The organism is Hymenobacter terrestris (genome assembly GCF_013377905.1).
In the GTDB taxonomy this organism is placed as follows: Bacteria; Bacteroidota; Bacteroidia; order Cytophagales; family Hymenobacteraceae; genus Hymenobacter; species Hymenobacter terrestris.
Window position 1 is genome coordinate 1 of record NZ_JABKAV010000006.1, and the last position, 18,028, is coordinate 18,028.

The window sequence follows — 18,028 nt, forward strand, 5'->3', positions numbered from 1 at the left end:
AGAACGAGCCCCCCGTCGGCGGCGCCCCCCCCACCCCCCAAGGGAACAAACCTCCGCGCGGGGGGGGGGGGGGGGGGGGCCCGGCGGGAAGGAGTGGGTAGGAGGGGGCCGAAGGGTGGGGGGGGGGGGGGGGGGGGGCGGCTCCCCCCCCCCCCCGCCGGTAAAACAAAGGTTGTTGAACCGGGGTAAGGGGGGGGGGGGGGCCACCCCCGCCCCTACGCCGCGCGCTAACTGCCTAGCAGCAGGTATTCACCGCACCGCGCCCAGCGTATCAACCTGCGTGATGCGGGCCTGACCCCAGGGGGCGATGCTGATTTGCACGCGCAGGCGGCGACGCTGGCGCATCTGGCGGGTCATGGTTTCGGGCACGTAGTAGCGCTCCAGGCCGTAGCGCAGGCGCAGGCCGCGCCGCCACACGTCCTGCACCGAGCCGCGCAGCACGACCTGCTGGCCGGTGGTGGCGGGCGCCTCGGGGTAGATGCCCACGGCCGCGTAGTCGGTGCCCGCGGGCTGGGGTTCGAGTAGCACGTATGCGGCGTCTTTGCGGCGGGGTAGGGCAGTGCCGCGCCACAGGCTGCCAGGCAGTTCGCTGATCTGATAACGCAGCCGCAGATGGTCGCCGTAGAGTAAGTCGCGGGGGTCGACGGGCTCGGTTTGCAGCGTGATGTTGCGACCCAGCGCGGCGGTAGCGTAGCCGGCTACGGCCACGCCCAGCACAAACAGCACCTGCGCCGCCACCAGCCACAGCAGCCAGCGGCGGTGGTGAGTCGGCAGGGCCAGCGCGGGGGCCGGCACCGGACTGAGGGCAGAAGTAAGCGGCTCGGTCATGGCTTAGGGGCAGCGGTGGCGGCGGCCAGGGTACGGGCGGCGCGGCGTTGCAGCCACCAGCTTAGGCCCAGCAGCAGCAGTCCGCCAAGCAGGAAAAACAACGACTTATCGAAGAAGCCCCACGTGAGCTTAAAGTAGGCGACGGCCGTGGTGAGTACGAATAGCACGGTGCCTAGCGTTACGCGGTCGGGGTTTTGCTCCTGGTGGGCACGTAGCAGCACACTGCCCGAGTAGGCGTACAGCACCACCAGCGTAGCCACGGCCAGCGGCAAGCCACCCGTGAAGTAGAAGCCCGGCAGCAGCAGTAGCCAGTCGGTGGCGCCGCTGAGACGGCCACGGCGCTGCTTGCCCACCAACGACAGCGCCAGCACGGCCCCCAGCGCCGCCAGGTAGGGTACCAGCGGTGCCCGCAGCTGCCCGGCGTAGAAGTCCGATTCGCCAAACAAGGCCAGCCCCAGCGTGAACAGGAAGGCGGCGGCCAGCGGCGGGCCCTGCAACGCCCGGCCGGCGGGGCGGTCGGCCTGCCAGTCGCCGAGGGCGTACACGAGCATGGCCGGAATGAAGAACCAGGTGATTTTAACGTGCAGGTGGTTTATCAGCAGCGCCGCCTGCCAGAGCAGGCCGCCGGCCAGCACCCCGCCCAGCAAAGCATCGGGCCGGCGCCACCAGTAGTAGCCCAGCCCCAGGGCCGTGCCGGCGGCCGTTAGGTAGCTGAAGGCCCCGAGCTGCCCGGTGTTGTAGCCCTGCACGATGCCGCTGATGATGACGGTAAGCAGAAACAGCAGCCGGCTGCGGTAGAGCCACGTGAGGCCCATGCCCGCTGCGGCCCAGGCTACCAGCCCGGTCAGATCGTAGCCGATGAGTTGGTAGAGCTGGCTGGTGAGCACGATGCTGGCCCCGAACACCACGAGCCCCAGCGCCACCAGGCCCATGCCCAGGCTGGTGTTGCCGCGCCACCGGAAGTACTCGCCGCCCGCGTAGGCGGCCACCAGCGTGGCCAGCAGCAGCCCCAGCCGCAGCAACTCGGGCAAACTTTGCCAGTTGGCGGCCACCACGCTCAGGGCGCTAAGCAGCACCAGCAAGGAGCCCAGCAACGGCAGTAGCCCAATAGCATTGGCCTCCGAGGGATACAGGGCCAGCAGCTGCTCGCGCTGCCCCTCGCTTATCACGCCCCGCCGCACCCACTCCGGCCCATCCGTTTCCAGTAGGTTTCTACTCATAAAGACGAATGTAAGCGTCGCCGAGCCAAATGACTTATAGCAAAATACGGAACAACCCGCTGCCTGCGAAATCAAACCCCAGTCCGAGCCCCGGATTCTGGATGCAGGCCCAGCCCCTATTTCCTAAAAGCCTATTCATCCTCTCGATGTAATCAACAATAGCATTTTTGTCGTGACCCAACAGGCTGTCAATATCAAGCGCTTCGGAGAGCAGCCCGAAGTTTCCCAAATCCAACACCAGACACATGCCCGAATCAGTGGCAAAAACGGGTGTTTCCTTCGCCACGGCAGCCTCTACCTCTGCTCTCACTTCAGAATGGAAGTGGTGTATGCAGCTGACTGGAATCGTTAGGCGGTCATTGCTCTTGCTGACCTTGCTATAACCCAGCAAGACCCATCCGCCATAAGGAAAGAAAGCAGATTCAAGCTGCTGAATAAACTGAATCGGGGATTTTATTACTTCTGCCATATCAAGGGCGGCAACATTTTCCCTTATATCCAGCAGATACAGCGGGTCGACAAATAGTAGGTGGCCGGATAAGATTTCCAGCTCAACCGGAGTCCCTTCCGAAGAATATTGTTGCATTGATTTGGCAGCTTCATCCATCACTGCTTCCACGCCCGCGTCATCTCGCGCTTGCCGGGCGGGCCGGGAATGGCCTCGGTCTGCCAGCCTGTGGCCCGCAGGCTGCGCTTGAAGCTGCCCTTGGCGCAGTAGCTTACCAGGCAGCCGCCCGGCGCGGCGGCCGCGTACAACTGCCCGAACACGGCGTCGGTCCACATGTCGGGCTGCTTGTCGGGGGCGAAGGCGTCGAAGTAAATGACCTGATAAGCCTCATCGTTCAACGCCAGCGCCTGCAACTCGCCGGACAGCTTGCGCAGCGTGAAGCCGGACGTGAGGGCTACTGGCTTCTCCCAAACCGCCTCGTGCAGCTGCTGTCGGAACGCGGATAGCGGCGGTTCCTGCAGCTCGGGGGCCGTGGCCAGCCCGCGTACCAGTTCCCAGGGCAGCGGGTGCTTCTCCACGGTATCGTAGCCGATGGGCACTGCCGCCGTCAGGCTGCGCTCCAGGGTGAGCAGCGCGTTCAGGCCGGTACCGAAACCAACTTCCAGCACTCGCACCGGGCCGGTGGCAGCGACCAGAAAGGGTTCGAGGCCGGCGGCCAGGTACACGTGCCGGGCTTCCTGCACGGCCCCGTGGGTGCTGTGGTAGTGCTCGTCGAGGGCCGGTACGTAGAGCGTGCCGGAGCCGTCGGCAGTGGCGCGGAGTTGCACTTCGGGGTGCATGATTCTTGAGTAATTAGTGGATAGTGTTTCGTGCTTAGCTGAACGCAAAGAACGTCATTCAGAGCGCAGCGAAGAATCTCGCGTGCTGACGTTGCGAAGCTTGTACTGAGCCGTTTGACGGCCGTTATACTATAAGCACGCGCGGTTCTTCGCTGCGCTCTGAATGACGTTCTTTGTCAGCAAAGAAGCTCTCCCCACTAAGCTCTAACAATATGCCCCGCGTCAAGGTCAATCTGCCCGAAAAATTCCTGTTCACCGTCGAGCTGCCCATCCGCATCACCGACCTCAATTACGGGGCCCACCTCGGCAACGATGCCCTGCTGAGCCTGCTCCACGAGGCCCGGGTGCAGTTTCTGGCCCACCTCGGCCACCCCGAGTTCGACGCCGCCACCGGCCTAGGCCACATCATGGCCGATGTGGCCATCGAGTACAAGGGTGAAGGTTTCCACGGCGACATGCTGCGCATCCAAATGGCGGCCGATGACCTCAGCAAGTACGGTTTCGACCTCGTGTACGCCGTGGCCACCACCAGCGGCCGCGAAATTGCGCGGGCCAAAACCGGCATGCTCTGCTTCGATTACAATACCCGCAAGCTGCGTACGCTGCCCGAGGACTACGCCGCCCGCCTGCGCGGCGAGTAGCACCGCTGGCTCCTTTGCCTCGGCGCCGGCTTCGAGCGGTTTCAGCTTACAACTCTGGCAGCCGGAAGGTATCCAGGGCGCTGGGCTGGGCCATCAGTGCCTCGATGTCGGCCACGGTGCGCGGAGCTTCGCGCGAGAGGTTTTCGTAGCCGGTGGGCGTGATAAGCAGATCGTCTTCGATGCGCACCCCGATGTTCCACCACTTCTGGTCGCAGGGGCTGCCCGCGGGAATATAGATGCCGGGCTCGACTGTTATTACGTTGCCGGCTGCCAGCGGACCGTAGTTGCCTCGGTCGTGCACATCAAGGCCCAGGTAGTGGCTGGTGCCGTGCGGGAAGTAGCGCCGCGCCTCTTCGGCCTGATTGATAATGCCCAGTTTCAGCAAGCCCTCGGTTACCACTTTGCGGGCGGCCTGGTCGGGGGCCTGGAAGTTGGCGCCGGGCTGGCTGGCCGCAAAGCCGGCTTCCTGAGCGGCCAGCACCAGTTCGTAGATCTGGCGCTGGGCGGGGCTGAACTTGCCGCTGGGCGTAATGGTGCGCGTTACGTCGGCCGAGTAGCCGCGGTATTCGGCCCCGCAGTCCATCAGCACCAGCTCGTTGCCTACCAGTGGCTTATCGTTGGTTATATAGTGTAGAATGCAGCCGTTGGCACCCGCTCCCACAATGCTGGGGTAGCCCTCGAACTCGGCGTCGTACTTGCGGTACACAAACTCATGAATGCCCTGTAGCTCCCGCTCGCCCAGGCCAGCGTGGGTGGCCTTCATCACCTCGCGCTGGCCGGCGGCGCTGATGCGTACGGCGCGCCGAAGCAGGGCAATTTCCTCAGCCGTTTTCATGGCCCGCAGCTCGTTGAGGGCGCTACTTAAGGTGGCCGTATTAAAGCGCAACACAGGCCGGGCGGCCAGCGCCTGCTGCCGCTCGGCGTCGGTCGAGGCTTTTAGGTAACCCTGCACGTAGGCATCCTGCGCCACCGAGGGCCGCTGCCGAATCCGGTTTTCAAGCATCTGCCGGGTACGGTCGGCGCTGCCAACGCCCTGTTGCTGCATGGCTTGGTGTAGCGCCTCCTGCCGGGGGTCGAAGCCGGCGGGCACGGCGGCCTGTCGGCGGAACGTATCCAGCAGGTCGTGGAGGTCAGCTGGGTCGGAAGAATCGTCACGCACATCGGCGGGCAAGTCCAGCAGCAGCACTTGGCTGAAATCGGCCCAGCGAATACTGGTTTTGGCAAACTCCTGGTTATCGGCCGCGAACTGTAGCCCCAACTGCTGCCGGGCGCCTTCGGTACCCAGGCGGCGGCCGTTCCACTGCTCGCGTCGGGCGTCGCGGGGCTGCACAAACAGGGCCTCGGTTATGCCCGGCTGCCCGTTCAGCGTTTGGGGCTCTTTGAAGAGGACCAGCACGGCGTCGGGCTCCTGGTAGCCGGTGAGGTAGTAGAAATCAGGATTCTGGTGGTAGATGTAGTCGACATCGTTGGCCCGGTTGCGCACGGGCGCGGCAAACAGCACGGCCACGGCACCCGGCGGCAGCGCCTGCCGCAACAACTCACGCCGCTGCTTATGAAAAGCGGGGCTCAGCGCATCAGCGGGCCGGGCCGGGAGGGCAGCGGTAGCAACAGCTGTCGGCTGGGCAAAAACCGGAGCCACAGACAGCAGCAGGCCGACCGCTACACACAGCGGCCTCAAACTGGAAGGAAAGCAAAAAGCGGGCATAGCGGCCGAATCAGACAGGTTACCGGCGCGGAGTGCGGCAGCGGGGCCGGAAGTTACGGCTTCGGGTTGGTTGGACAAGTCGCACGGAGCCTACCCGATCGGCCCGGAAGCAGTAAACGGCGCAGTAAGGCATTACCATCGGCCCGCAACGACACAAAGCTTCCGCGGCAGGTCCTGATTGAGATTCAATCGGGACCTGCCGCGGAAGCTTTGTGCTAACCAGTCAGCTTATTTCTCTAGAAGAGAAACGGGAAAGCTAGTACGTGATGAAGCCTTGCTCCTTCGCCTTCTTCAGGACGGCCATAATGCCGTTCTTGTTGATGGTGCGGATGGTGCTGGTAGCTACTTTCAAAGTAACCCAAGCATCCTGCTCGGGGATGTAGAAACGCTTCTTCTGCAGGTTCGGGTAGAACTTGCGCTTGGTTTTGTTGTTGGCGTGCGAAACGTTGTTGCCTACGCGGGTACGCTTGCCGGTCAGATCACAAACTCGGGCCATGATATCAGGAACTTAGTGGTTTCAATTCGGAAAAACAGGGCCGCAAAGATCGGAATAATCTGGCAGGAACAAAACCCGCGCCCTGAAAAATAGCGGATTAGCCGCCGGATTTCTTATTTAAACCCGGCTTTTCGCCTTTTGCCCCCTGCCATGGGCAGTGCCGGCAGCCGTTGCCGCAACAAAAGCCCCGGCGGCGGTGGTACTGCTCGGTGAACACCATATAGCCCTCCGGCGTGAGGTAAAAGTCGCCGGGCTGCAGGGGTTTGCTCAGGAACGCGGCCAGGCGGGCGGCGCTCATTGGGCGGCGGCGGCAGGCAGCACGGCCACGCACTCAATCTCGACCAGCGCATCGAGCGGCAGCCGCGACACCTCGACGGTGCTGCGGGCCGGACGGTGCGCACCAAACACGTTGGCGTACACGGCGTTCATGCGTGGAAAATCAGCGAAATTCTTCAGAAAAACAGTGGTTTTCACGATGTCGGCCAAGCCCAGGCCGCGGGCCGACAGCACGGTGGCCAGGTTGGCCAGCACCTGCCGGGTCTGGTCTTCGATGGTCAGCGCTTCTACCCGGCCCGAAGCCGGAATTATGGGCGTCTGGCCCGAGCAGAACACAAAACCGTTGGCTTCGATGGCTTGGGCATAGGGCCCTACGGCCGCGGGGGCATCCGGATGATGAATGATTTGCATAGACCAAAGGTAAGTCCGGCAGCCGGATCGGGCCCGGGGCTGGGTATTGGCAAGGGCGAAGCGGGTTTTACGTAACTTTGAGCATATCACGCCTTAACATTCGTTCTGCTATGTCCGTTACTTCCCATCCCACCGCCACCGCTCAACCCACCGCCACGCTCACCCGCAGCCAGGAAATTATGGCGCTGGAAGACCAGTATGGCGCCCACAACTACCACCCGCTGCCCGTGGTGCTGAGCCGGGGCGAGGGCGTGCATCTGTGGGACGTGGAGGGCAAGCACTACTTCGACTTCCTGTCGGCTTACTCGGCCGTGAACCAGGGCCACTGCCACCCGCGCATCATCGGGGCCCTCACCGAGCAGGCCCAGCGCCTCACGCTCACGAGCCGGGCATTCTTCAACGACCAGCTCGGGGCGGCCGAAAAGCAGCTCTGCGACATCTTCCGGTACGACAAGGCATTGCTGATGAACTCCGGGGCCGAAGCCGTAGAAACGGCCCTCAAGCTGGCCCGCAAATGGGGCTACCAGGAGAAGGGCATTGCCCCCAATCAGGCCCGTATTCTGGTAGCCGAGCATAACTTCCACGGTCGCACCACCGGCATCATCTCTTTCAGCACCGACCCTGATTCGACCACCGGCTTCGGCCCCTACGTGCCCGGCTACGAGGTAGTGCCCTACGACGATTTGGAGGCCCTGGCCGAAGCGTTAAAGGACCCGCAGGTGTGCGCCTTTATGGTCGAGCCCATTCAGGGTGAGGCCGGCGTGATGGTCCCTTCAGAAGGCTACCTGTTCAAGGCCGCCGCGCTGTGCCGCGAGCATAACGTGCTGTTTATTGCCGATGAAATTCAGACCGGCTTGGGGCGCACCGGCGAGCTGCTGGCCGTCTGTTACGAAGGTGTACATGCCGATATCCTGATTCTGGGCAAGGCCCTGAGCGGGGGCGTGCTGCCGGTGTCGGCGGTGCTGGCCCGCGACGAAATTATGCTCACCATTCAGCCCGGCCAGCATGGCTCTACCTTCGGTGGCAACCCGCTGGCCGCCGTGGTTATGCGCGCCGCCCTGGATGTACTGATCGACGAGAAGCTGACCCAAAACGCCCGTGCCCTGGGCGAGGTGTTCCGCGAGCGGATGCGCCAGGTGCAGGCCAAGCGGCCCGAAGTAGTACAGCTGGTGCGCGGCAAAGGCCTGCTGAACGCCGTGGTGATTACGCCCGCCGCCGACGGCCGTACAGCCTGGGACGTGTGCGTGAGCCTGATGGAGCGCGGCGTGCTGGCCAAGCCCACCCACGGCGACATCATCCGCTTCGCCCCGCCGCTGGTTATCAACGAAGAGCAGCTCCATGAGGCCTGCGACGTGATTGAGGAAGTAATCCTGGCTTTCTAACAGCAACAGCAATTAAGCCGGGCTGTCGCGCAATTATAGAGTTACCCGACAGCCCGGGCTGCTTACCACGAACGGCCCACCTTCTGGCGGGCCGTTCGTCGTGGTAAGCAGCCCGTTCATCGGGTGGGCAGTACTGCCGCCGACAGTTTCGGGGAATTGGTGGTGCACAACTTAGGGTTGAACGAAGAAGCCGGCAGGCAGCCTGTAGGGCCGGTACTTTTGTCTCACTACCCTCCCAAAAAATTACTGCTATGCGTTCTTTCCGTCTGTTGCTGCTCGCCGGTATTGCTGCTGTTACCTCGCTGGCCAGCTGCCAAACCAGTCGCCTAGCCTTGGCGGCTCAGCCGGCCGGCACATTTGCCCAGCTGCCCGAGTACACTCCCGCCGATTCGGCCGGAACGGTGGTATTGCTGCATGATTCGCAGGGCCCACAGGCTACCCGGGCATTGCTGCCAGCCGGCGAAGCGGCCCTGTTTGGTCGGTAGCAGGCGCAGGTTGGTACTACTGCGTTATTGAACCGCGGCGGCGGCTTCCGGAGACGGGGGTCGCCGCGGTTTGTTTTTATCTTGCGGCCATGCACAAACTCCTTCGTGGGCGCTGGTGGGTGGCCGGGCTGCTACTGGCCGCTGGTTGCCGTAGCGAGCAGGCCGTATTTTCGTTTCGGCCGGCAGCGGCAGCAGAGCTCCTTTCGGTGGCGGCTCAGGTTTCGCCCGTTTCATCGGCTGCTACTTCGCTGGCGGCTCCGGCAGGGCCTGCTTCACTGGCCGCCAGCCCGCTTGCGGCGCCAGTATCCAACGCCACAGTGGTGCCCGCAGAAGGGCCCGTTCGGCCGGCAGCGCGGCAGTTAAAGCGAACCACTTCCCGCATCCGGGCCCTGATTTCGGTGCAGGCGAACCAACCCGAAACGGCCACCCACGCCGCCCACCGCGACACGCTGCACTGGGTGCTGGGCGTGGCGCTGGTAGTGGCGGGCGTGGTGGGCGGCATCCTGCTAGGCGGCTGGCTGGGGCTGGGTGTGGGAGCCGTGCTGGTGCTGCTGGGCTACTATTTCGTGGTGCTGGGCCTAGGCGGGCAGCAGGCTTGGCTGGAGGTGTTCCAAGAGTTCTTTAATATGTGAGATGATGATGCGGCTTGTCATGTGGTGGCTGATAGCCGCGCTATTTGCCGGCGGGTGCCAGGGGGCGCGGGTGCTCGTGCCGCTACCACCCACATCAGCCATTGCCCCTTCACCCCGCCCGGCTTCACCGGCCGCTGACTCTGGGGCAGCTTCCGCTACCAAGTCTTTCCTGCCGCTGCCAACGCCTTCCCCTTCGGCCCCGCCACCCGTCAGGGCTACTCTGCCTAGCCGAGACAAGCCAGCGCACTGGCCTTTTCACGAGTTGGCGTAGAAGCCAAACCGTAGCGTAGCGGGGCCCGATACGCTGCCGCCGCGACCCTCGCCACCGAGGACTCAGGAGAAGGCTATATCCAACACGGCGTACTTTCTGGGTGGAACAGGTCTGGCCCTCACAGGCCTGATACTTGGTCTGATTATCGGGAGCACAACCGGCTTGCTCGTCGGCTTACTGTTCTTCGTACCAGGGTATCTGCTTGAGGTTCGCGCATATGTTGGTAGCTGGAAATGGAAGTAACCGTGCTGTCGTGCCCCACGCAACCTTACCTTTGCGGCGACGGTTCTATTCCGTCTTATCACGCCAAACTGCCTTATGCCCCAGCTCCCCATCCACCGCCCCCGTCGCAACCGCAAGTCGCAGGTTATCCGCGACATGGTGCAGGAAACCCGCCTCACGGCCCACGACTTCATCTTCCCACTCTTTCTCATTGAAGGCCAGAACCAGCACGTGGAGGTGAAATCGATGCCCGGCATTTTCCGGTTTTCGACCGACCGTATTATCGACGAAATCGGGCAGTGCGTGGAGCTAGGCATCAACTCGTTCGCTCCGTTCCCGAGCATCAACGATGGGCTTAAGGACCGTTTAGCCCGTGAGTCGGCCAACCCCGACGGGCTGTACCTGAAGACGGTGGCCGACATCAAGCGGCAGTTCCCCGACGTGGTGCTGATGACCGACGTGGCCATGGACCCCTACTCCTCCGACGGCCACGATGGCGTGGTGGATGCCGAATCGGGCGATATTCTCAATGACGCTACCCTGGAAGTGCTCGGCCAAATGGCCCTGGCCCAGGCCCGCGCCGGCGCCGACATCATCGGCCCAAGCGACATGATGGACGGGCGCGTGGCCTGGATCCGGGAGGTGCTCGACAGCAATGCCTTTGGGCACGTGAGCATCATGAGCTACACGGCCAAGTACGCCTCGGCCTTTTACGGCCCCTTCCGCGACGCGCTAGATTCGGCTCCCAAAAAAGGCGACAAGAAAAGTTACCAGATGAACCCCGCCAACCGCCGCGAAGCCCTGCGCGAGCTGGCCCTCGACGAGCAGGAAGGCGCCGACATGGTGATGGTAAAGCCCGCCCTGAGCTACCTCGACGTGATTATGGACGTAAAAAACCACACCAATCTGCCCGTCACGGCCTACAACGTATCGGGCGAGTACGCCATGGTGAAAGCCGCCGCCCAGCAGGGCTGGCTCGACGGCGAAAAGACGATGATGGAAGTGCTGCTCAGCATCAAGCGCGCCGGCGCCGACGCCATCCTCACCTATTTCGCCAAAGAGGCCGCCGAGGTACTGCGGCGGGGATAAGGATAAAGTAATCCAGCAAAATGAAAGCCGTTCGACCCACCTTGTTAGTGGCAGTTGAACGGCTTTTACCTTTATCTTCTTCCCATTGACTCCCGCCATGCTACTCCGCCTCGCCACCCCCGCCGACCTGCCGGCCCTGCTGACCGTACTGGCACAGATAGTGCCGCTGATGCAGGCCGCCGGCAACCGTCAATGGTCGGCCGACTACCCCAACGAGGCCGTGTTCCGAACTGATATGGAGGCGGGCCATTTGTGGGCGGCCGAGTTGGATGGGCAGCTGGCGGGCTTCGCGGCCCTCACCCACAATCACCAGGACGCCGAGTACGCCCAAGCCAACTGGGACTTCGCCGAGCCGGCCCTTGTAACCCACCGGCTGGCCGTGGCGCCCGCCGCCCGGGGCCGGGGCGTGGCAGCGGCGCTACTGGCTCAGGCCGAAACCCTCGCCCGCCAGCAGGGCCTACGGGTACTCCGGGTAGATACCAACTCCGAAAACGTGGCCACCCAGCAGCTCTTTCCGAAGCTGGGCTACCGGTTTGCGGGCGAAATCACGCTGGCGTTCCGACCGGGGCTGCGGTTTTTCTGCTATGAGAAGTGGCTGAAGTAGGGTAATTTGGCAGCTCCCGCTTGAAATAGCGTTAGTCCAAAACCTGCTCCCGCACCTCCGCAAACGGCCAGCGCCGCAGCTTACGGCTCCAGAGCAAAAAGGCCACGACGCCGGCCGCCGTAACGCCCAAGCCTGATACCACAAATAACCAGCCCGTACTCACGAGCACCCACAGCCACACCACCACGGCCAGTACCACAGGCAGCGGATAGAGGGGCATTTTGAAGGGCAGGTGGGCCGTGCCATTGCGGCGCCGAAGCAGCACCAGTCCCACGGCCTGCCCCACGAACTGCACCAGAATCCGCATGGCCAGGATGGCACTGATGACCTCGCCCAACCGGAAAAGCAAACTGAACACGAAGCCTACGCCCCCGAGCAGCAGCAGCGACACGTGCGGGAAGTGCTTGGTGGGATGGGTGCGGGCGAAAAGAGGCAGAAACTCGCCGTCGGCGGCGGCCGCGTAGGGAATGCGCGAGTAGCCCAGCAGCACCGCAAACAGCGAGGCAAACGCCACCCACAGCACCAGCGCCGTGGCCATTTTGGCGGCCGTGGCCCCGTAAAGCTTCTCGATGAACAGGCTCACGATAAACTCGGAGTGCCGCGCCTCCTGCCACGGAATAACCGAGGCCACGCTCCAGTTCATGAGCAGATACAGCGTCATGATGCCCACGATGCTCAGGAAGATGCTACGCGGAATGAGCTTCTGGGGCTCTTTCACCTCGCCGCCCAAGTGGCACACATTGTAGTAGCCCAGGTACGAGTAGATGGTTTTGACCGTGGCTTGGCCCATGGCCACCGACAGCAGCACGCCCGGCAGCGCCCCTACACCGCCCTCGGGCAGCCAGTTAACGGGAATACTGGCGTGGGTGAGGCCGCCGAAAATCAGCCAGCCCAGCAGCGCCAGTACGCCCACCCAGAGCGCCACGCCCAGACGGCCCACGTCCTCAATCCGGCGGTAGAGCAACCCAATGAGCAACAGCACTACCGTGCCGGCCACCAGCTTGGGCTGCCACCACTCGGGCAGCGGCACGAGGTAGGCGAAGTACTGGGCAAAACCAATGGCACCCGAGGCCACCACCAGCGGAGCCTGCACCAGCGTCTGCCACACGTAGAGAAACGACATCAGCCGACCCCACTTATGCTCGCCGTAGGCCAGCTTGAGGAAGCGGTAGGAGCCGCCGGCCTCGGGGTGGGCCGCCCCCAGCTCGCTCCAGATAAAGCCGTCGGCCAGGCTCAGGGCCGCGCCCACCATCCAAGCCAGCAGGAAGTTGGGGCCCATGAACCCCATCACGAGCGGCAGCGTCACGAAGGGCCCGATGCCCACCATGTCAATCATGTTGAGGGCCGTGGCCTGCACCAGCCCAAGGCGGCGGCTCAGCGGGGCAGAAGGAGTAGCGGCAGGCTGAGACATAGGGAGGGCAGAAGCAGAACCGCAACGGCGGACGGGACAGGTAAGCGCCGCCGCCAGGTTTTGAAGTGGCTAAAGTTACAGCGGCTCCATTTGTTCGGGTCCAATGGGCATTTCCAACTTCAGGCGTCCCAACCACGTACCACAGCCATACTTTACCGCATTCTATGGCTGGCAATTCTTCTTCTAAACTAGTGGTCTACGGCGCTATCGGGGCCAACATGGCCATTGCCGTTTCCAAGTTCGTGGCCGCTTTTTTTACGGGTAGTGCCGCCATGATGTCGGAGGGCATCCACTCGCTCGTCGACAGCGGCAACGGCATGCTCATTCTCTACGGCATGCACCGCAGCGGCCGGCCCGCCGATGCGCGCCACCCCTTCGGCTACAGTAAGGAAATCTACTTCTGGACGGTGATTGTGGCCGTGCTCATCTTCGCGGTGGGCGGCGGCATGTCGCTTTATAAAGGCTACCAGTACATTCGCAACCCGGCCCCACTCTCCGACCCCACCTGGAACTACTGGGTGCTGGCGCTGGCCATTGTGTTCGAGGGCATTGCTTGCGCGCTGGCCTACCGCGAGTTCCGCAAAACCCAGGGCAATTTTGGCTTTTGGAAGGCCCTGCGCCACAGTAAAGATCCGGCAGTATTCGCCATTCTGCTGGAAGATATGGCGGCCCTGGTCGGTCTGCTTATTGCGCTGGCCGGCATCTATTTCGGCCACCTGCTCAACAACCCCTACCTCGACGGAGCCGCTTCAATGGCTATTGGGGCGCTGCTGGTAGGCATGGCCGTGTTCATGCTCAAGGAAGCCAAGGGCCTGCTGATTGGGGAGGGCGTAAGCGAAGCCGTACTGACGGACTTGCAGGCCATTGGCCGACAGCAGCCGGGCGTTGAAAACCTGCGCCCGCCCCTGACTATGTATCTGGGGCCAGCCGATGTGATTCTGGCCATTGATGTGGAGTTTAAAGACCAGCTTTCGGCCGACGAAGTAGAAACCGCCATCGACCAGATGCAGGATACTATCCGGGCGAAGTATCCGGAGTTTCAACGCATCTTCATCGAAGCCAAATCCATCATCAAAGAGTAACCCAAACAATGCTGCCGGCCGCCGGCTCCTGCTCGCTGCAGCAGGCCTCGAACGCGCCGGAATCAGCCTTGTTTCTACTAAATTTTAGGAATGCAGCTGGCCTTAGCCGGCCCACCAGCCGGGTACTTTACCGCCGGCTTTTCCTTCACCAACGCGCCAGCAATGCCCTATACTGCTCCTCTCGATTCGCCTTTCCAGTCGTTCTGGATGGCGGGCTTCGAGTGTACTGACCAGCTTAATGCTTTCGGCAACCGGGTCGACTTTCTGAACCTGACCGGCCATTTGCAATTACTCGATGCCGATTACGAGCTCATCCGGCAGCACCAGCTGGGCACCGTGCGCGAGGGCATCCGCTGGAGCCAGGTGGAGCGCCGCCCCTACGAGTACGACTGGACCACCGTGCAGGTACTGCTCGATGCGGGCCGCCGCCACGGCATTCAGCAGGTCTGGGACCTGTGCCACTTCGGCTACCCCGACGACCTGACGCCGTTGCACCCATTGTTTGCCCGCCGCTTTGCCGCGCTGTGCCGCGCGTTCGTGAACTTCTACCGCCAGCAGCGGCCCGACGATGTGCTCATCATCACGCCCATAAATGAGGTGAGCTTTATGAGCTGGCTGGGCGGCGACGTGCGCGGCACCGCCCCCTATTGTGTGGGGCAGGGCTGGGAAGTGAAGCGGGGCCTGATGCGGGCCTACATTGAAGGGGTAGCGGCGCTACGCGGAACCGACCCCACCGTACGGATTCTCACCACCGAACCGCTGCTCAACATTGTGCCGCGCCACGGGGCCGGGCCGACCGAAGTGCGCCGGGCGCGCGAGGCGCATCGCAACCAATTCCAGAGCGTGGATATGCTGGCGGGCCGGCTCTGCCCCGAACTGGGCGGCCACCCCGACTACCTCGACCTGCTGGGCTTCAACTTTTACTACGACAACCAGTGGCAACTGGAGCCTTACCAGACGCTACCCTGGGCCAACGAGCACCACGACCCGCGCTTCCGGCCCCTTAGCTCGCTGCTAGCTGAGGCCTACCAGCGCTATGGCCGCCCGGTAGTGCTCACCGAAACCAGCCACCCGGGCCACGACCGCCCGCACTGGCTGCGCATAGTGGCCCACGAAGCCGTGCAGGTCCTGCAAGCCGGAGTACCGCTGCTGGGCGTGTGCCTCTACCCCATCATCGACCGGCCCGACTGGGACCACCTGACGCCCTGGCACCACGCGGGCCTCTGGGACGCTGATCCGGCTGCGGCAACGCCCGGCCTCACCCGCCTGCTACACGAACCCTCGGCCCACGCGCTGGCCGATGCTCAGGCCCTGGTAGCCCGCCAACTTGCCCGGACGGAGCTTATGGCCATGGGCCCATTGTAAAACCTACGGACCAGCAGTTTACCGTACCTTCCGGCATGGCCCACTCCCCTATCACACCCGTATCTGAGCTGTTGAACCAGTTCCGTCAGGCTTTTGCCGATGTCAACCTGTCGGCTGCTGAGGCGGACGAGCTCCGCGAGCGGCTGGCGGATTTCCAACAACAGCATGGCAACCTCGAAGCGTTACGCCGGCAGCTGTTCGGGCTGGCCAAGAATCACTTCAACACCTTCAAAGACAAGGCCGTAATAGAGTGGTTGGAAACGGCCAGCGCCCTGCTGCCGGCCCCTGCAGAAGAACTGCTCGCGGCAGCCAGACCGGCTGCCAGACCGGCTGCCTTGTCGGCAACGACTTCCACGAAGGCGGCACGGGTGTACTTCAGCCCCCACGACGACTGTGTGGCGGCCATTCAAGGCTTTATCCGGCAGGCCCGGCAGACGCTGGACGTGTGCGTGTTTACCGTGGCCGATAACCGCCTAAGCGACGAGCTGGTGGCCGCCCACAAACGGGGCGTCCGCGTCCGCGTGCTCACCGATAACGAAAAGCTCTTCGACCGGGGCTCCGATGTGCGGGCCCTGCATACCGCTGGTTTAGCTGTGCACGTAGATGAGAGCCGCAACCATATGCACCACAAGTTTGCCCTCTCCGATGATAACCGGGTGCTTACCGGCAGCTACAACTGGACCCGCTCGGCGGCCGAGCTTAATCTCGAAAACCTGCTTATCAGCCCCGAACAGGCTCTTGTTGCCGCCTACGCCGCAGAGTTTGCCCGCCTGTGGGCCGAACTACCCGAATTCGCCGGATGATCTACTGGCATTCAACAGGCCCCATAAAGCAAAAAGCCCCGTTCCGGTTGCCGGAACGGGGCTTTTTGCTTTATGGGGCTTAGGGGCGCTCGGCCGCATCGTTACCTACCTCGGGGGCATCGGCGCCGGGGCGGCGGATGGACACCACTTGGCGGGTATTGCTGGCTCCCACGGTCAGGCTCAGGTAGTAGTCGCCGGCGGGCAGGCTGCTGAAGTTGAGGGTTTGATGGTGCGAGCCGGCCGGCTGCTTGCGGTAGTCGGACACGCGCACGGCCACGCCATTTTGGTTGTAGAGCACCCAGCCCAGCGGCTTGGCTTCGCTGAGGCTGTAGGCCATCTGCATCACGCCGTTGGATGGGTTAGGGTACACGCTCATGCTGTTGGAACCCACTTTGCGGGCCACATTGGCTCCGGCCAGGATGGGCTCTTCGGAGGCTTTGGCCGGCGTCAGCTTCCACTGCTGCGTGAGTTTGCCCGTGTAGCGCCACTGCTGAATGCCACCATCGACGGAGTCCTTATCGGTGAGGGCTTTGTTGCGGCCATTTTTCGAAATCAGCTTGAAGTAGCCGTCGTCGGTGGGCTCAATTTTCCACTGCTGGTTGTAGCCGCTATAGTAGGTCCAGAGGCTGGCCGGGGCCCCGTTGGAAGTGGAGCTACCCAACACCTCCAGCACTTTGTTGCTGCCGGGCACCACTATCCGGTACAGACCGCTACCAGTGGGTTCGAGCCGCCACTGTGGGTCGGCGGCGGGCGGCGCACCGGCCATTGCCAGTTGCTCGGCCAGCGTGGCCGGACGGTCCTGGGTTACTTCCAGCGGCTTACCCGTCGAGCGAACCGTGATAACATAGAGTCCTGACAGGTCGCCAACGGGGGTTACCTCGTCCTCAGCCGCCGGTTTCTTGGCCGGGGCCGCGGCTACGGCCGGAGCAGGTTTGGCGGTTTTGGGAGCAGGTGCAGGCTTGGGAGCCGCTGCTGGAGCCGGTTTGGGGGCGGCGGCAACTACCGGGGCCGGCTTAGGAGCGGCTACCGGAGCCGGCTCGGGCCGCGGGGCGGGTGCTACGGCAGCTTTTGCCACGGGTGGCGTACCGGCCGGATCGGGCGTGGTGGGCGAGCCTAGCGGGTAAAGGTTGCCGGTTGGAATCAGCTGCTGGCCCTGGCCGGGAGCAACCCAATGCAACTGAATACCAGCCATGCCGGCCGCATTGTTGTATTCGAGCTTGATGGTGGCTTTCTCACCGGCGGCCAGCGAAATGCTGTTATCCAGCTTGCTGCTCGATTTCTTCCCGTCCCAGGTATCGATTACCATCCGGCCGTTCACCCATAGGCGCACCTCGTCGGTGGTTACGGCTACAAAGCGGTAGCGGCCGGTACCTGGTGCGGCAATCAGGCCTTCCCAGCGCACCGAAAAATTATCGGCGGGTAGGCCGGGCGCGGGCGAAGTCAGGCCCCAGCGGAAATCCACGACCTCATCCTGGCGCTTGAGTACGGGCTGGCCCGCCAGCGAGCCATTGCTGAAGTAGGAAGCGGTAAGGCCCGTGCCCCAGCCCTGAGCGGGCAGCGTTTCGGTGGGCGTGAGGGCAGCCATGTACGCGGGCGGTGCCGCAACTACCGGCAACTGGCCGAGCAGGCCCAAACCGAGCGCAGAACAGAGAATTAAATGTCGCACGATAGAGGTGGCTTTGGAAGTTGGGACAGAGTAAATGGAGCGCAAATAAGCAACAGTCAAAAATCTACGCGTAGATTTATATTTTACTGCTTCGCTCCTACTAATATACAGGTTTTTCTCAGGCAGTTGCAGCGCCATCTGCTTTCCTTGCC

The 18,028-nt window shown here is 63.0% G+C and carries 19 protein-coding genes; 9 read left to right on the plus strand and 10 right to left on the minus strand.

The genetic code is table 11. The features are described 5' to 3' along the window. Positions 1-249: 249 nt before the first annotated feature. Genes HW556_RS03430 through mnmD form a run of 4 tightly spaced genes read right to left on the minus strand, consistent with a single transcriptional unit; the run spans position 250 to position 3,335 of the window. Positions 250-828, minus strand: a complete 579-nt coding sequence (locus HW556_RS03430) for a GDYXXLXY domain-containing protein (RefSeq protein ID WP_176897978.1) — start codon at positions 826-828, stop codon at positions 250-252. Then, positions 825-2,048: a DUF2157 domain-containing protein gene (locus tag HW556_RS03435; RefSeq protein ID WP_176897980.1), complete on the minus strand. Its 1,224-nt coding sequence runs from the start codon at positions 2,046-2,048 to the stop codon at positions 825-827. The genes HW556_RS03430 and HW556_RS03435 overlap by 4 nt, the downstream gene beginning before the upstream one ends. A 34-nt stretch (positions 2,049-2,082) precedes the next feature. Next, the gene (locus HW556_RS03440) at positions 2,083-2,655 is read right to left on the minus strand and encodes a hypothetical protein (RefSeq protein ID WP_176897982.1); all 573 of its coding nucleotides are present in this window, start codon (positions 2,653-2,655) and stop codon (positions 2,083-2,085) included. Next, positions 2,655-3,335, minus strand: a complete 681-nt coding sequence (gene mnmD, locus HW556_RS03445) for a tRNA (5-methylaminomethyl-2-thiouridine)(34)-methyltransferase MnmD (RefSeq protein ID WP_176897984.1) — start codon at positions 3,333-3,335, stop codon at positions 2,655-2,657. The genes HW556_RS03440 and mnmD overlap by 1 nt, the downstream gene beginning before the upstream one ends. A gap of 212 nt (positions 3,336-3,547) precedes the next feature. Here mnmD and HW556_RS03450 point away from each other — a divergent pair, with 212 nt between their 5' ends. Next, positions 3,548-3,976: an acyl-CoA thioesterase gene (locus tag HW556_RS03450; RefSeq protein WP_176897986.1), complete on the plus strand. Its 429-nt coding sequence runs from the start codon at positions 3,548-3,550 to the stop codon at positions 3,974-3,976. 46 nt (positions 3,977-4,022) lie between these two features. Here HW556_RS03450 and HW556_RS03455 read toward each other — a convergent pair whose 3' ends face one another. The 4 genes from HW556_RS03455 to HW556_RS03470 form a co-directional block, all read right to left on the minus strand. Next, positions 4,023-5,615: an aminopeptidase P N-terminal domain-containing protein gene (locus HW556_RS03455; protein ID WP_317170470.1), complete on the minus strand. Its 1,593-nt coding sequence runs from the start codon at positions 5,613-5,615 to the stop codon at positions 4,023-4,025. Positions 5,616-5,937: 322 nt separating this feature from the next. Next, on the minus strand, positions 5,938-6,177 hold the full coding sequence (gene rpmB / locus HW556_RS03460) for a 50S ribosomal protein L28 (RefSeq protein ID WP_019946872.1): 240 nt from the start codon (positions 6,175-6,177) through the stop codon (positions 5,938-5,940). 97 nt (positions 6,178-6,274) lie between these two features. Further along, the gene (locus HW556_RS03465) at positions 6,275-6,475 is read right to left on the minus strand and encodes a DUF5522 domain-containing protein (protein ID WP_176897990.1); all 201 of its coding nucleotides are present in this window, start codon (positions 6,473-6,475) and stop codon (positions 6,275-6,277) included. Next, positions 6,472-6,864 (minus strand): Rid family detoxifying hydrolase, encoded by a 393-nt coding sequence (locus HW556_RS03470; RefSeq protein WP_176897992.1) that lies wholly within the window; start codon positions 6,862-6,864, stop codon positions 6,472-6,474. The genes HW556_RS03465 and HW556_RS03470 overlap by 4 nt, the downstream gene beginning before the upstream one ends. A 110-nt stretch (positions 6,865-6,974) precedes the next feature. Between HW556_RS03470 and rocD the strand changes: the two genes are divergently transcribed. The 5 genes from rocD to HW556_RS03495 all read left to right on the plus strand — a co-directional run bounded on the left by rocD (position 6,975) and on the right by HW556_RS03495 (position 11,549). Then, a complete protein-coding gene (gene rocD / locus HW556_RS03475) occupies positions 6,975-8,246 on the plus strand; it encodes an ornithine--oxo-acid transaminase (RefSeq protein WP_176897994.1) in 1,272 nt (423 codons plus the stop codon). Positions 8,247-8,497: 251 nt separating this feature from the next. After that, positions 8,498-8,731: a hypothetical protein gene (locus HW556_RS03480; protein WP_176897996.1), complete on the plus strand. Its 234-nt coding sequence runs from the start codon at positions 8,498-8,500 to the stop codon at positions 8,729-8,731. Positions 8,732-8,820: 89 nt separating this feature from the next. After that, complete coding sequence (locus HW556_RS03485) at positions 8,821-9,363, plus strand: hypothetical protein (protein WP_176897998.1); 543 nt, start codon at positions 8,821-8,823, stop codon at positions 9,361-9,363. A 589-nt stretch (positions 9,364-9,952) separates the two neighbouring features. After that, entirely contained in the window at positions 9,953-10,945 is a 993-nt protein-coding gene (hemB, locus tag HW556_RS03490; protein WP_176898000.1) for a porphobilinogen synthase, read from the plus strand. A 97-nt stretch (positions 10,946-11,042) separates the two neighbouring features. Beyond that, positions 11,043-11,549 carry a GNAT family N-acetyltransferase gene (locus HW556_RS03495; protein WP_176898002.1) on the plus strand — a complete coding sequence of 169 codons (507 nt, stop codon included), beginning with the start codon at positions 11,043-11,045 and terminating at the stop codon, positions 11,547-11,549. 31 nt (positions 11,550-11,580) lie between these two features. Here HW556_RS03495 and HW556_RS03500 read toward each other — a convergent pair whose 3' ends face one another. Continuing rightward, a complete protein-coding gene (locus tag HW556_RS03500; RefSeq protein WP_176898004.1) occupies positions 11,581-12,960 on the minus strand; it encodes an APC family permease in 1,380 nt (459 codons plus the stop codon). 164 nt (positions 12,961-13,124) lie between these two features. Here HW556_RS03500 and HW556_RS03505 point away from each other — a divergent pair, with 164 nt between their 5' ends. The 3 genes from HW556_RS03505 (at position 13,125) to HW556_RS03515 (ending at position 16,210) form a co-directional block, all read left to right on the plus strand. After that, positions 13,125-14,042, plus strand: coding sequence for a cation diffusion facilitator family transporter (locus HW556_RS03505; protein ID WP_176898006.1), 918 nt, complete (start codon positions 13,125-13,127; stop codon positions 14,040-14,042). A gap of 162 nt (positions 14,043-14,204) precedes the next feature. Further along, positions 14,205-15,407 carry an amine oxidase gene (locus HW556_RS03510; RefSeq protein WP_176898190.1) on the plus strand — a complete coding sequence of 401 codons (1,203 nt, stop codon included), beginning with the start codon at positions 14,205-14,207 and terminating at the stop codon, positions 15,405-15,407. Between the two features lie 35 nt (positions 15,408-15,442). After that, on the plus strand, positions 15,443-16,210 hold the full coding sequence (locus HW556_RS03515) for a phospholipase D-like domain-containing protein (protein ID WP_176898008.1): 768 nt from the start codon (positions 15,443-15,445) through the stop codon (positions 16,208-16,210). 79 nt (positions 16,211-16,289) lie between these two features. Here HW556_RS03515 and HW556_RS03520 read toward each other — a convergent pair whose 3' ends face one another. Beyond that, entirely contained in the window at positions 16,290-17,876 is a 1,587-nt protein-coding gene (locus HW556_RS03520; protein WP_176898010.1) for an RICIN domain-containing protein, read from the minus strand. Between the last annotated feature and the right edge of the window lie 152 nt (positions 17,877-18,028).

Coding starts and splice junctions, on each gene's coding strand:
- HW556_RS03495 (WP_176898002.1), top strand. CDS start 11,043: ATGCTACTCCGCCTCGCCACCCCCGCCGACCTGCCGGCCCTGCTGACC.
- HW556_RS03430 (WP_176897978.1), bottom strand. CDS start 828: ATGACCGAGCCGCTTACTTCTGCCCTCAGTCCGGTGCCGGCCCCCGCG.
- rocD (WP_176897994.1), top strand. CDS start 6,975: ATGTCCGTTACTTCCCATCCCACCGCCACCGCTCAACCCACCGCCACG.
- HW556_RS03470 (WP_176897992.1), bottom strand. CDS start 6,864: ATGCAAATCATTCATCATCCGGATGCCCCCGCGGCCGTAGGGCCCTAT.
- hemB (WP_176898000.1), top strand. CDS start 9,953: ATGCCCCAGCTCCCCATCCACCGCCCCCGTCGCAACCGCAAGTCGCAG.
- HW556_RS03485 (WP_176897998.1), top strand. CDS start 8,821: ATGCACAAACTCCTTCGTGGGCGCTGGTGGGTGGCCGGGCTGCTACTG.
- mnmD (WP_176897984.1), bottom strand. CDS start 3,335: ATGCACCCCGAAGTGCAACTCCGCGCCACTGCCGACGGCTCCGGCACG.
- HW556_RS03465 (WP_176897990.1), bottom strand. CDS start 6,475: ATGAGCGCCGCCCGCCTGGCCGCGTTCCTGAGCAAACCCCTGCAGCCC.
- HW556_RS03450 (WP_176897986.1), top strand. CDS start 3,548: ATGCCCCGCGTCAAGGTCAATCTGCCCGAAAAATTCCTGTTCACCGTC.
- HW556_RS03440 (WP_176897982.1), bottom strand. CDS start 2,655: ATGGATGAAGCTGCCAAATCAATGCAACAATATTCTTCGGAAGGGACT.
- HW556_RS03500 (WP_176898004.1), bottom strand. CDS start 12,960: ATGTCTCAGCCTGCCGCTACTCCTTCTGCCCCGCTGAGCCGCCGCCTT.
- rpmB (WP_019946872.1), bottom strand. CDS start 6,177: ATGGCCCGAGTTTGTGATCTGACCGGCAAGCGTACCCGCGTAGGCAAC.
- HW556_RS03435 (WP_176897980.1), bottom strand. CDS start 2,048: ATGAGTAGAAACCTACTGGAAACGGATGGGCCGGAGTGGGTGCGGCGG.
- HW556_RS03505 (WP_176898006.1), top strand. CDS start 13,125: ATGGCTGGCAATTCTTCTTCTAAACTAGTGGTCTACGGCGCTATCGGG.
- HW556_RS03510 (WP_176898190.1), top strand. CDS start 14,205: ATGCCCTATACTGCTCCTCTCGATTCGCCTTTCCAGTCGTTCTGGATG.
- HW556_RS03515 (WP_176898008.1), top strand. CDS start 15,443: ATGGCCCACTCCCCTATCACACCCGTATCTGAGCTGTTGAACCAGTTC.
- HW556_RS03480 (WP_176897996.1), top strand. CDS start 8,498: ATGCGTTCTTTCCGTCTGTTGCTGCTCGCCGGTATTGCTGCTGTTACC.